This is a genomic window from Thiocapsa rosea (assembly GCF_003634315.1).
Taxonomy (GTDB): Bacteria; Pseudomonadota; Gammaproteobacteria; order Chromatiales; family Chromatiaceae; genus Thiocapsa; species Thiocapsa rosea.
In genome coordinates this window covers 1,940,867-1,953,536 of sequence record NZ_RBXL01000001.1, presented here as the reverse complement: position 1 = coordinate 1,953,536, position 12,670 = coordinate 1,940,867, and the positions used below count along the sequence as shown (strand labels likewise).

Here is a 12,670-nt window from a genome sequence, read left to right as displayed (position 1 = left end):
GCTGGCGGCTGACCTCAGAGATACGGCGTCAGCATCCCCCCGAGATCCACCCGCGCGCGCAGACGCCGACACAACATGAAAGCGCCCATGAACTTGCGGTGCAGGAACATCGTCTCGGATGCAGGCACGGTGCTGAAGGCGCCCGAGTAGAACATCTCGCGGCCACGTGCGTAAACGCGCTCGAAGAGGTCTGAGACGCCGAAATCGTAGCGCCCCGGGCTGCGCAGCGGCTCGCTGGAGATGCGCAAGAGGTCGATGAGCGCGTTCACCTGCTCGCTCGGGTCGTTTGCGCCGACATAGCCCAGATCGATCGAGGCCGCACGCATCGCAGCACGGTCGTCGGCGAATGCAGCACGAGCGAGCTGTCGATAGCGCTCCACGAGTTCCGACCCCACCGGCAACGCGGCGCCGAAATCGAGCAGCACGATCCGCCCGCTGTTGGCATCGTAGAGATAATTGCCGAAGTTCGGGTCGGATTGGACGAGACCGAACGCGAAGAGCTCGCGCATGGACAGGCGTGTCAACGCCGTTGCGGCGCGGTCGCGCTCCTCGCAGCTGTAGCCGCTGTCGGCCAAACGGTCGACCGGGACACCCTCGGCGAAATCCATCGCCAGCACGCGCGATGTGGAGAGGTCGCGATGCACGCGCGGGACGAGGAAGTCCGGGTCTGCGCCGACACCGGCCCCATACGCCTCGAGCGAATCCGCCTCGGCGCCGTAGTCGGCCTCCTGATGGAGTTGTCGGCGTGCGCCCTCCAAATAAGGCGTCAGGTCGATGCCCGTCGGGGCCATGCCGAGGGTCCGGGCCAGGAAGGCGAGGTTGTCGATGTCGCTGTCGATGCTCTCGCGCACACCCGGAAATTGGATCTTGAGCGCGAGCTGACGCCCGTCGCGCGTCTCGGCCCGGTGCACCTGCCCGATCGAGGCGGAGGCCACGGGCGTGAACTCGAACCGCTTGAACCTCTCGTTCCAGCCCGGTCCGTATTCGCGCTCCAGGACCCCGGCGAGCTGGCTCATCGGCATCGGCTCGGCACGCTCGCGCAAGGCGCTCATGATCTCCGCGGCCTCGGGCGTGAAGATGTCCGAGCCGTCCATGGACATGAGCTGCCCCATCTTCATGACGGCACCGCGCATCCTCGCGAGCCGATCGGTAAAGCGACGGGTGTGCTCGGGCGAGAGCCGGATTCTCGACGGCTCGGCGCTACGACGGGTCCGGGCAAGCTCCATCAGACCCTTCACGCCGATCCCGGCGGCGAGATCCCCGGTGGCACGTCCGAGGTGCCAAAGGCGACTCAGACGCGTGCTCGGGACGGCCATGCCGGGTCGGGTCGGTGTCGTGGGCATCAGGTTTCCTCGGAAAAGAATCGGCGGCGTCCGGATCCTGTCCAGACGAGAGGTTGGACATGGTAGCGAGTGATCCGCAGTGCAACGATGCGGAATCGCATTAAACCGCGCCTCCTCTACGGAGCCGTGAATGCACCAAACGTCTAAGTCACTCGAAAATGAGCATCTCGCTCTGGACGCGGTTTAGCGTCGCCAGAACCGCTTGGCCGGAACCGTTGCGCATACCGACCGCCGTTGCTAGCATTTTGCTTGCAACCCTGTTCAGCGAGAGCGCCGATGCACACACTGGTCCTGCGCAACGTCCCCGACGACATCTACCGGCAACTGAAGGAGTCCGCCGCGATCCACCGCCGCTCCATGACGCAGGAAGCGATCCTCTCTCTTCAAGCCGGGCTGGAAGGACAAGACGCCTCTCGGGCGAGAGCGTCGCCCGAGGAGACGTTGGACTGGCTGCGACGCGAGGTCTGGCCCCTGCCCGTACTCGACCGGCGCACGGACGACGAGATCCTCGGTTACAACACCGATGGCCACTTCGCCTAAACCGGCGCATCACTTGGTGATTGACCTGGCAGTCGACACCAGCGCGCTGACCGCGGTCCTCCTCGGCGAGCCCGAAGCCGCCGGCATCCTGCACCGGTTGGCCGAAGCAACCCGCCCCGGACTCTGCGCGCCCAATCGCACCGAGCTCTTTTTGGTGATCCAATCGCGCCTCGGCGATCCCGGAGTCGAGCGCGCCAAGCAATTCCTGCGCATGCAGCGAATCCGAACGATTCCGCTGGACGAAGCGCTGGCCGATGCCGCGGCCGACGCGTACCGACGATTCGGCAAGGGGCGGCACCCCGCAGGGCTCAATTTCGGCGACTGCTTTTCCTACGCCCTGGCGATCCGCGCGCAGGCCCCGCTTTTGTATAAAGGCGATGATTTCGCGCAGACGGACCTGCAGTCCGCAGCACTCCGAGCTGCGAATCAAACTTGATCCAGCGGCAAGCCGCGCAGATAATACTCTGTTAGTTTGCTGTTACTTCGCGAATCCCCCTGGATGGTCCGCCGGACTTCCCGCCGGACGCGCCATTCTTTCGAGGCCCCACGATGGACACCCCCGACACGAGTATCGGCTTCGGCCAGCTCGGCCTAGCCCCCGCAATTGCCAAAGCGGTCGAGGATCTCGGTTACGAGACACCGACACCCGTTCAACTCCAATGCATCCCTCACCTGCTCGCCGGACGCGACCTACTCGGCCAAGCCCAAACCGGTACCGGCAAGACCGCCGCCTTCGCCCTGCCCTTGCTCAGCCGCGTCGATCCCACGCAGCGCGGACCCCAGGTCCTGGTGCTCACGCCGACCCGCGAGCTTGCGTTGCAGGTCGCCGAAGCCTTCCAAGGCTACGCCCAGCATCTGAAGGGCTTTCTCGTGCTGCCGATCTACGGCGGACAAGCCTATGGCCTGCAGCTCAGCCAGCTCAAACGCAATCCGCAGGTCATCGTCGGTACGCCCGGGCGTGTGATGGACCATCTCAAGCGCGGCACCCTGGCGCTGGACATGCTCAAGACGTTCGTCCTGGACGAGGCCGACGAGATGCTCAACATGGGCTTCGCGGAGGATATCGACTGGATCTTCGAGCAGACCCCGCCCGGACGCCAGGTCGCGCTCTTCTCCGCGACCATGCCCGCGGGGATACGCCGGGTCGCCCAGACCCGACTGTCCGATCCGGTCGAGATTCGCGTCACGGCCGACTCGGAGACGGTCGACACCATCGATCAGCACCACTGCGTCGTCACCCGCTTCCACAAGCTGGATGTGCTCACCCGCATCCTGGAGCTCGAGCCGTTCGACGGCATGCTCGTCTTCGTCCGCACCAAACATGCGACCGTTGAGCTCTCCGACAAGCTCAAGGCGCACGGTTTCGCCGCCGAGCCTCTGAACGGCGACATGAGCCAAGAGATGCGCGAGCGCACCGTCGAGCGCCTCAAGCAGGGCCATTTGGATATCCTGGTCGCAACCGATGTGGCCGCGCGCGGACTCGACGTGGAGCGGCTCAGCCATGTCGTGAACTACGACATCCCGACCGATCCATCCGCCTATGTCCACCGCATCGGGCGGACCGGGCGCGCCGGGCGGGCCGGGCGGGCCATCCTGTTGGTGGAGCCGCGCGAGCGCGGGCTGCTGCGCGCGATCGAGCGCACCATCCGGCGCAGCGTTCCGGCCATGGAGCCGCCCTCGGCCTCTCAGCTCAGCGAGTCGCGCATCGACCGCTTCACCGCCGAGCTGCGTAAGACCCTGACCGAGCAGGATCTCGACTTCTTCTACCGTCTGGTCGCACGACTGAGCACGGAGCAGGAGCTGGAGATGATGGACATCGCCGCGGCGCTGGCCTATCTCACTCAGCGCGAGCGTCCGCTCGATGTCAAAGCGGATCTGCCGCGCCCGGCGGCGACGCGGCCCGAGCGTCCGGAACGCGGCCCGCGCAGCGAGGGGCGCGAGGAGGGGCGTCCGCGCCCGGCCCGCAACGGTGACCGCGGAGCACCTCGTCAAGAGGGAGGACGCGAGGACAGTCGCGACCGGCCGCGTCCGCAAGGGCGCGGATCCGAGGGCCTGACCAGCTATCGGATCGAGGTCGGCCACCAGCACGGCGCCACCCCGCGTGAGATCGTCGGCGCCATCGCCAACGAGTCCGGGCTGGAAGGCCGCTATATCGGTCGGATCGACATCCGGGACGATCACTCGCTGGTCGATCTGCCGGAAGGCATGCCCCGCGAGATCTTCAACCATCTCAAACGGGTCTACGTCCGTGGGCAGGCGCTGCGGATCTCGCTCGCGGATGGCTCGGCAGGTGGAACACGGCGCAGCGGGGGAGAAAACCCCGACGGTGCTCGCCCCGATCAACCGACGTACGAGCGCAAGCCTCGTGAGCCTGGATTCCATCAGGAGCGGCGGCGCAAACGCACGGACCCCGGCTGAACCGCGTTCGCGGCTCGGCGAGTGACTTGAGTCCGGTGCGGACGTTTGAGTACCGCATTGGACTTGGAGTCGACGCGGTTCAGGAGAATCGGGAACGTGTCGGGATTTAAACCGCGTCCAGAGCGACATGCGTAAGTTTTCATTTTGCATTTGGCTCCGGAGATGTCCTCGAGCCCGGTGAGACGCGGTTTAAAATTGAATACTTTTTAAGACTTTAAACCGCGCCAATTCCGACAGTCGTCGGTGCTGGCGCGGCTAAGCCATTCCAACAAATGACGCATACCGCACCGGTCGCGTTTTAGGGGGAAAGGGGAAACGCAATCGGATTGTCGGGAAAAGGACATAGGGGCGGGGGATCGGCAACATTCAGGACGCCGCACGTCCGCTACCTGGCTGTGATCTTGGGATGTTACGGGTGGCGTTGTTCTTGCTTGGCTACTCGGTGTTCTCTCTCGGTCGCAATAGGTTCCCACGATGCTTCAACGACTCGCCGCCGCGCTCACGCGTGATGATCTGATTCCCTATCTCGGTCCCGGCGCGCTCGCCGGCGTGGTGGATACCGCCACCGGCGAGCCCATGCCGGCGGACAGCGACAGCCTCATCATCGCGATGAACAACGGCAAGCCCATGTCGCGGCGGCTCATGTGGGAGTTTCCCCGTGCGGCGATGGATGTGGAGCTCAAACGCGGCCGCAGTGCCGTCAACCGCTTTCTGGATTCCACCTACGGCCAGCGCACTTGGACGCGCGCACCCCTGCACGACTGGCTGAAGGACCTGCAGCCGCGTTACGTTATCGACATCAATCGGGATACCCAGTTGCAGGATTCCTACCTCGGGGTCCCGCATACCCTGGTGCGCGGGATCGCGCGCATCGCCGGAACCGATTATCGCTTCCGGCTCGACCACTACGACGGGGCGGCCTATCGCCAGGTCGAATTGGACGAGGTCGATCAGCGCCTTCCCGTACTCTTCAAGCCGATGGGCAGCCCGCGACCGAACGCGACCTATATCGCCTCGGATGCGGACTTCGTGGATTACCTCACCGAGCTGATGGGCGGATTCGGGATCCCCGCGTTTCTCAAGACCTATCGGCAGGACCGTCAGTACCTGTTTCTGGGACTGCGGCTGCTGCGCGATACCGAGCGCATGGTGATGTCGGACCTGATCTACGGGGCAGGAACGCCGGCCGGTTGGGCGCTGATCCCGGATCCAACCGACAAGGAACGGCGGTTTTGCGAGAGCAAGGGGGTCGAGGTGGTCGAGGCGGATATTCCGGATTTGCTTGCTGCTGCGAGCCAAGGCGACACGGTCGCGGAGTTGATTCCGGCAACGCACGAGGTCGGTTGCTGAACTGAACCGCGTCCGGTGGACCCATGCGAGGTCTTCGGACTGGATCGCCGTGGTCTGTGCCCACAGACGTCGGTGGTGACGCGGTTCAGGATGTTAAACGCGGTAAAAAGAGAGTGAGGGTGAGATGACTTTACCCAACACGCGTCGATTCTGCTCCCCGGGATAGACGACTTGCAGTCGTCCTCGTCCACGGGCCTCGCTCGCACGACCGTCGCGTCAGGCAACGCCTGAAAGGAGAGGACGATCGGGATTGGATGAGCAAAACGGATACCGGTGCCAAAGCGCGTTCGGCGCGGTTCTCGAGTGCCTCGCGTTGACCGCGACCTCGCGGGCCGTCGGGCCGGCTGAAGAGGACGACTGCAAGTCGTCTATCCCAGGGGTGTCGCCGCTTCGCGACGACCGTCGGCGTCACTTCCGACCCATCGTCTGCGCAGTCGGGATGTTGATTCCCGGAAATCGCCTAAGTCACCGTTCAAGGATTCGTTTTCAGTCACTCACCACTGCAGTAGGGGACCATGGATCGCCTCATGCTGCGCCGCGGTACTGCGACACTACGCCTCAGATGTCGGCGTCGGGATCGATGCCGAGGGCACGTAGTCGTGCGGCGAGACGCTCTGCACGTTCGTGCTCTTGTTGTGCCAGTGTTGCTTGCTCCTGCGCCCGCGTGATCGCGTGATCGGCGCGCCGCGAGAACTCGATCGAGGTCAAAAAGGGACGACCGTTCGGACCAAAGATCTCCAGAGTCTCGGGCGTGAGCGCAAAACGGATCCCGAGCCGCGGGCTGGCCCAGCCGTTGATGTGACTGATCGGGCATAGCCGCTCGCCTTGACGGATCCACAACTCGAGACGGTTGGTGCCGGGGTCGTAGAGGTAATACTCCTCGACGCCGTAGAGCGCGTAGTAGGCCAGTTTATCGGCCATCTCCTTGAGGCTGTTGGCGGGCGACAGGATCTCGAAGACAACCTGCGGTGCCACTCCGCCCTCTTCCCATTGCTTGTAGCAGCCGCGTCGGCCCTTGGGCCGCCCGAAGACAACCATGACATCCGGTGCGACGGGGCCGGAGACACGCCGATCCGAAACCGGATACCAAAGCAGATCGCCGGCGACAAAGACGTCCGGCCGATCGGCGAAAAGGATCTCCAGGTTTTCCTTGATCTTGACGATCCAGTCGAACTGCTCCGTGTTCTCCGCCATCGGCTGTCCATCGCTCTCGGGGTAGGGATCGTCCGGATCGAAATAGGCCAGCGGGTTCACGTGGATTGCTCCATCGCCGCGACCTTCGCCATCACCATGGCTTCGAGATCCTGCTTGAAGAGGACGATCCGCTCGCGCACCTGGGCGTCCGAGGCGCCGATGATCTGGGCGGCGAGGATGCCCGCATTCTTGGCACCGTTGATGGCGACCGTGGCCACCGGCACGCCGGCCGGCATCTGCACGATCGAGAGCAAGGAGTCCTGCCCGGAAAGGCTGGAGGTCTTCACCGGCACGCCGATGACAGGTAGCGGCGTGATGGCCGCAGCCATGCCGGGCAGATGTGCCGCACCGCCCGCGCCCGCGATGATGACGCGCAGGCCGCGCTCGACCGCCGTCTCGGCATACTCGTAGAGCCGCTTGGGCGTGCGGTGCGCCGAGACGATGGTCATCTCGTAGGGAATGCCGAGCTCGCCGAGCACGGTCGCTGCATCCTGCATCACCGGCAGGTCGGAATCGCTCCCCATGATGATGCCGACGCGGGCCGGGCGATCCGCCGACGACGTGGATGGATTGGATGTGGTCATGGGTGATCCTCTCCCGAGATCTCGATCAGACGACGGACCCGCTCGGCCTTGGCGCGGGCCTGCTCGATATCCCGATCCAGGACCGTGACATGGCCCATCTTGCGATAAGGCGAGGTCGCCGCCTTGCCGTAAAGGTGCAAGCAGACGCCGGGAATCGCCAAGGCTTCGGCCATTCCCTTGATGACGGGTCGCCCCCGGTGACCGGGCGCGCCCAGCAGGTTGATCATGGCCGCCGGGCAGAGCTGCTCGGTCGACCCCAGCGGCAAACCTACGACGGCGCGCAGATGCTGCTCGAACTGGTCGGTCATGTTCGCTTCGATGGTGTGATGACCCGAGTTGTGGGTGCGCGGTGCAACCTCGTTCACCAGCAGATCGCCCGCCTCGGTCAGAAACATCTCGACCCCGAAGATGCCCACACCGCCCAAGGCATCGACGGTGCGCACCGCGAGCTGCTCCGCGGCGGCAGCCGTCTCGGCGGGGATCTGAGCCGGTGCGAGCAACATTTCAAGGACATTCTCGCCCGGGCGAAAACGCATCTCGACCGCGGGATAGCAGCGGTGATCCCCGTCGAGCCCGCGCGCCACCAGCACCGCCAGCTCTTTGGCCGCGGGGATGAAGCGCTCCACCAGGGAGGGCACCGGAAGATGTGCGTCGAAGTCATCGGGGCCGTCCAGGATCGAGACACCGCGGCCATCGTAACCGCCGCGACAAGCCTTCTGCACGAGCGGATAGCCGAAGGCTGAGAATGCCTCGGCCGAGGGCTCGGGCATCGGCTCGAAGGGCGCGGTCGGGATGCCGGCCGCACTCAGCGCCCGTTTTTGAGTGAGCTTGTCCTGGATCAAGGCCAGGACAGTCGGAGGCGGTTGGATGTTGTGCCCCTCGCGCCCGAGCTGGATGAGTGTCTCGGCATCGATGTCCTCGATGTCGAAGGTGACGACATCGCAGGACTCGGCCAGCTCGCGCAGCTTGGCGGGGTCGTGATAGGCACCGACGATCTGATGCCCCGCGACCTGACCGGCCGGGGAGCCCGGCGTCGGGTCCAACACCACGCAGGTGCAGCCGATCCGTTTTGCGGCCTTGGCCATCATGCGGCCGAGCTGACCGCCGCCGATGATGCCGATACGTGCTATGGGGAGGGGGAAGACGTCCATGCGGTGAATCATCGGCGCTCGGGAGGAAATTGGAAAGCCCCCAGTTCCGCTGCGCGTTCTTCGCCGAGCACCGAACTCGATGCATCTGCACCGATGCGTGGAAAGGTTTATCCTTGAAAACACTGAAACAAGCAAAATCTGATGCGACCGGCACGGTTCCATCGGAATGCGCCGGCCAGCCGAACACCAGGCATTGTATTGTCAATGCCCTGCACCTGATGCCTTCGGGCACGGCGGGGCAACCCGAGCCCTGGTCTCGCCCGACACGAAGGCGCAACACAAGATCGCCGGAGAAGCATGCGCGGTCGCGACACACCGAAAATCCCCTCATCTCGAAGGATCGCACTTGCGACCCTGCTCGGCGCCCTTGTGTTTTCAGCCGGCGTGGTCATCCACACGGAAAATCAGCGTGTACAGCTGATGCGTGCGGATATCACCCTCCTCGCCGAGGCGTACGCAAATACCATCGCGGACATCATCGATCGCGCCCTGTCGGCGACCCATGCCTTGGCCGTGCTCGTCATGCAGGGCCAAGGCCGGATCTCTGATTTCCAAGAGATCGGCAAGGCGATGCTCCCCCACTATCCCGGTGTGGACGCCCTCTTCTTAGCACCCGATGGCGTCATTCGGGACGGGTTCCCACTTGCCGGCAACGAGCCGGTGATCGGCCTGGATCTGCTGAACGACCCCGAGCGCGGTGCCGATGCTCGATTGGCGCGGGATACCGGCCGCTTGACCCTGTCCAGCCCCGATAAGACGGCACAGGGCGAGCCAGGCATCACCGGAAGCCTGTCCGTCTTCCTCGATGATGAACAGGGCAACCCAGCCTTCTGGGGCTTTACCATCGCCCGCATGCCGTTCCCCGATGCGATCGCACCCGGCAGCCTGTCGCAGCTCGTGGATCGCGGCATCGCCTACCGACTTTGGAGCATCAATGCTGCAACCGGCGAGCATCAGCTTATCGACGCCTCGCCCATGGAGCCCATCTCTCCGGTGGAGGCACAGCTGGAGGTACCGAACGCCACTTGGACCCTGAGCCTCAGCCCGATCGACGGCTGGGGTGATCCGCTCGGACTCGGTGTGCGGATTGGACTGGCTCTGCTCTTCAGCCTCCTGTTGGCGACGCTGGCAAAACTGCTGGCCGACGCACGCACTCAAAAGGCGCGGCTGGCGATGAAGGTCGCCGAACGCACGGCCGAGGTCCGTGCGCGTGAGGCTGACCTGGAGCGCGCGGAGGAGATCGCGCAGGTCGGGAGCTGGGATTTCGATATCCAGTCAAACCGGGCGACCGCGTCGGCCGTCGCCTGCCGAATCACCGGCGTGCAGCCCGATACGCCCTTCAGCATCGAGCGCTTCCTGGAACAGGTTCACCCACTGGACCGCGCGCAGGTCGAGGCGGCGTGGCAAGCAGCGCTGTGCGGCGAGCCCTACGACGTGGCGCACCGCACACGTGTCGACGGCAGGCTGCGGTGGCTGAGGCAACGCGCTACCCTGGAATTCGATCCGACCGGAAAACCGCTGCGCGCGCTCGGGTCCGTGGAGGACATCACCGATCGCACGACTGCCGAGCAGGCGCTGTCCGAGAGCGAGTCGATGCTCCGACGGATCGTCGAAACCGCGCGCGAGGGGATCTGGACGATCGACGACGAGACCCGAACAACCTTCGTCAACCCGCGCATGGCCGAGCTGCTGGGATGCACGGCCGAACAGATCATCGGCCGGTCGCCTTTCGACTTCATGGATTCCGAGATGCGCCGTCTCGTCGAGCGCAAGCTCATCGAACGTCGGCAGGGCAACACCGATCAATACGAGCTGCGTCTCACACGGCCCGACGGCTCGCAGATTTGGACACTGCTCTCCACCACGCCGCTCAAGGATGCCGAAGGTCGGTATATCGGTACGCTCGGCATGCTGACCGACATCTCGGCACGCAAGCAGGCCGAGGCGGTCTTGGAGCGGGAACGCCGTCTCCTCGAGCAGGCCGAGCGAATCGCACACATCGGCGCCTGGGAGTGGGATGTCGCCGAAGATCGCTGGACACACTCGGCGGGCTGGAAGGCGATCCACGGGATCGATGAGCAGGTACCTCAGTCCTCCGCGCAGATGATGACGCTCGTCCCAAGTGAGGAGCGCGACAAAGTGCAAGAGGCGTTCGCGGCAGCCTTGGACGGACGCTGTCCTTACGACATCGAGCATCGCATCGTCCGCCCGAGCGATCGTGTCGTGCGCCGGGTACACGCCGTGGGCGAGGTGATCCGCAACCAACGGGGCGAGGTCCTGACCATGCGCGGAATCGCGCGGGACATCACGCAGCGCAAGGAGGTCGAAGCGGAGCTGCGCATCGCCGCGATTGCCTTCGAGTCACAGGAAGGGATGCTCGTCACCGACGCCGAGGAACGCATCCTGCGGGTCAACGAGGCATTCACACGGTCCACCGGATACACGACCGAGGAGTCCGTCGGCAAGACCCCGAGGCTGCTGCGCTCGGGTCGGCACGACCCGAACTTCTTTGGGGAGATGTGGGCGCATATCGACCAGCAAGGGTACTGGGAGGGCGAGATCTGGAATCGGCGCAAGAACGGCGAGATCTTTCCGGAATGGCTGACCGTCACTGCGGTGCGCGACGACCTCGGGCAGGTGACCCACTACGTCGGCACCCTGACCGACATCAGTCAGCGCAAGGAGGACGAGGCGGCGATTCGCCGGCTCGCATTCTACGACCCGTTGACCGGTCTGGCGAATCGCCGGCTCCTGCTCGACCGGCTGAATCAGGCGCTGGCCGCCGCGGCACGCACCGGTCAGGACGGCGCCCTGATCTTCATCGACCTGGACAACTTCAAGCAGCTCAACGACACCCGCGGACACCAGATCGGCGATCTGCTGTTGGAGGAGGTCGCGCAGCGGCTGACCGAGACGGTGCGCAAGAGCGACAGTGTCGCGCGGCTCGGCGGGGACGAGTTCGTTGTCCTGCTTGCGGATCTGGGAGATGATCCGGCCCAGGCCGCCGCGCTGGCCGAAGGCGTCGGCGAGAAGATCATCGCCGCCTTGGGAAGGCCCTACCTGCTTGCAGGCATCGAGTACAACAGCACCCCCAGCCTCGGCATCGCCCTCTTCGATCGCGTGGCCCAAACCGCCGAGGAGATCCTGAAACACGCCGATCTGGCCATGTACCAGGCCAAGGCCGCCGGACGCAATCGGCTGCGGTTCTTCGACCCCAAGATGCAGGCGAGCGTGAACCAACGCACCGCGCTCGAGAGGGAGCTGCGTCATGCCATCGGGGAAGGCCAGCTCGTCCTCTACTACCAATCGCAGGTCGACACCTATGGCCGTGTCAAGGGGGCGGAGGCGCTGCTGCGTTGGCGCCATCCCGAGCGCGGCCTGATCCCCCCGGCGCAGTTCATCGGACTGGCCGAGTCGCTCGGACTCGCCCTGCCGTTGGGCCGTTGGGTGCTCGCGAGCGCCTGCGCACAGTTGGCCGAGTGGGCGAGGCGACCCGAAAGCGCAGAGCTCAACCTGGCGGTCAACATCAGCGGCGCGCATTTTCGCCGTCCCGAGCTCGTCGAGGACATCCGCCGGGCGCTTGCCGAGAGCGGGGCAAATCCGAAGCGACTGCGCCTGGAGTTGGCCGAGGCGACGTTGCTCGACGACCCCGAGGACGCGTTCGTCAAGATGATCGCGTTGAAGGAGACGGGCGTTGGCTTTACCCTTGACAACTTCGGGTCTGGCTATTGCTCCTTGTCGTACCTCAAACGTCTGCCGCTGGATCAGCTGAAGATCGCCCCGGCATTCGTGCACGAGGTTCTCGAGGATTCCGAGGATGACGCCATCGCCGACAGCTTCGTTGCACTCGCGCAAAGTCTCGGCTTGGCGATCATGGCCGAGGGCGTCGAGACCGAGGCGCAGCGCGATTACCTGCTCAATCATGGGTGCCGAACCTTTCAAGGGTTCCTCTTCGGGCAACCGGGTCCGGTCGATGCGCTTTTCCAGGCAGAAGCACACCCGCCGGCGCGCAGCGAAGGCGCGGCCGGGGATATCCCCTGAACGGGGAATGCTCGAACCAGCCCCCCTCATGGCCGGTTCGATCGAATCG

The 12,670-nt window shown here is 64.8% G+C and carries 9 protein-coding genes; 5 read left to right on the top strand and 4 right to left on the bottom strand.

The genetic code is table 11. The features are described from left to right. Positions 1-14 precede the first annotated feature (14 nt). A complete protein-coding gene (locus tag BDD21_RS08840; RefSeq protein ID WP_120796854.1) occupies positions 15-1,343 on the bottom strand; it encodes an ABC1 kinase family protein in 1,329 nt (442 codons plus the stop codon). A 276-nt stretch (positions 1,344-1,619) separates the two neighbouring features. On the opposite strand from BDD21_RS08840, the gene BDD21_RS08835 reads away from it, so the two are divergent. From BDD21_RS08835 to BDD21_RS08820, 4 genes are all read left to right on the top strand, one after another. Then, positions 1,620-1,883, top strand: coding sequence for a FitA-like ribbon-helix-helix domain-containing protein (locus BDD21_RS08835; protein ID WP_120796853.1), 264 nt, complete (start codon positions 1,620-1,622; stop codon positions 1,881-1,883). Between the two features lie 16 nt (positions 1,884-1,899). Then, a complete protein-coding gene (locus BDD21_RS08830; protein ID WP_245969482.1) occupies positions 1,900-2,319 on the top strand; it encodes a type II toxin-antitoxin system VapC family toxin in 420 nt (139 codons plus the stop codon). A 113-nt stretch (positions 2,320-2,432) separates the two neighbouring features. Next, positions 2,433-4,301 carry a DEAD/DEAH box helicase gene (locus tag BDD21_RS08825; RefSeq protein WP_120796852.1) on the top strand — a complete coding sequence of 623 codons (1,869 nt, stop codon included), beginning with the start codon at positions 2,433-2,435 and terminating at the stop codon, positions 4,299-4,301. A gap of 474 nt (positions 4,302-4,775) precedes the next feature. Beyond that, positions 4,776-5,651: an SIR2 family protein gene (locus BDD21_RS08820; protein WP_120796851.1), complete on the top strand. Its 876-nt coding sequence runs from the start codon at positions 4,776-4,778 to the stop codon at positions 5,649-5,651. Positions 5,652-6,209: 558 nt separating this feature from the next. Here the strand turns inward: BDD21_RS08820 and BDD21_RS08815 are convergent. From BDD21_RS08815 to purK, 3 genes are read right to left on the bottom strand one after another with little or no spacing between them, the layout of a single operon-like run. Beyond that, positions 6,210-6,905 carry a Uma2 family endonuclease gene (locus BDD21_RS08815; protein ID WP_120796850.1) on the bottom strand — a complete coding sequence of 232 codons (696 nt, stop codon included), beginning with the start codon at positions 6,903-6,905 and terminating at the stop codon, positions 6,210-6,212. Then, positions 6,902-7,429, bottom strand: a complete 528-nt coding sequence (gene purE, locus BDD21_RS08810; protein WP_120796849.1) for a 5-(carboxyamino)imidazole ribonucleotide mutase — start codon at positions 7,427-7,429, stop codon at positions 6,902-6,904. The genes BDD21_RS08815 and purE overlap by 4 nt, the downstream gene beginning before the upstream one ends. Next, positions 7,426-8,580: a 5-(carboxyamino)imidazole ribonucleotide synthase gene (gene purK / locus BDD21_RS08805; RefSeq protein ID WP_120799828.1), complete on the bottom strand. Its 1,155-nt coding sequence runs from the start codon at positions 8,578-8,580 to the stop codon at positions 7,426-7,428. Before purK ends, purE begins: the two co-directional genes overlap by 4 nt. 420 nt (positions 8,581-9,000) lie before the next feature. Here purK and BDD21_RS08800 point away from each other — a divergent pair, with 420 nt between their 5' ends. After that, positions 9,001-12,621 carry an EAL domain-containing protein gene (locus BDD21_RS08800; RefSeq protein WP_170164716.1) on the top strand — a complete coding sequence of 1,207 codons (3,621 nt, stop codon included), beginning with the start codon at positions 9,001-9,003 and terminating at the stop codon, positions 12,619-12,621. Positions 12,622-12,670 lie beyond the last annotated feature (49 nt).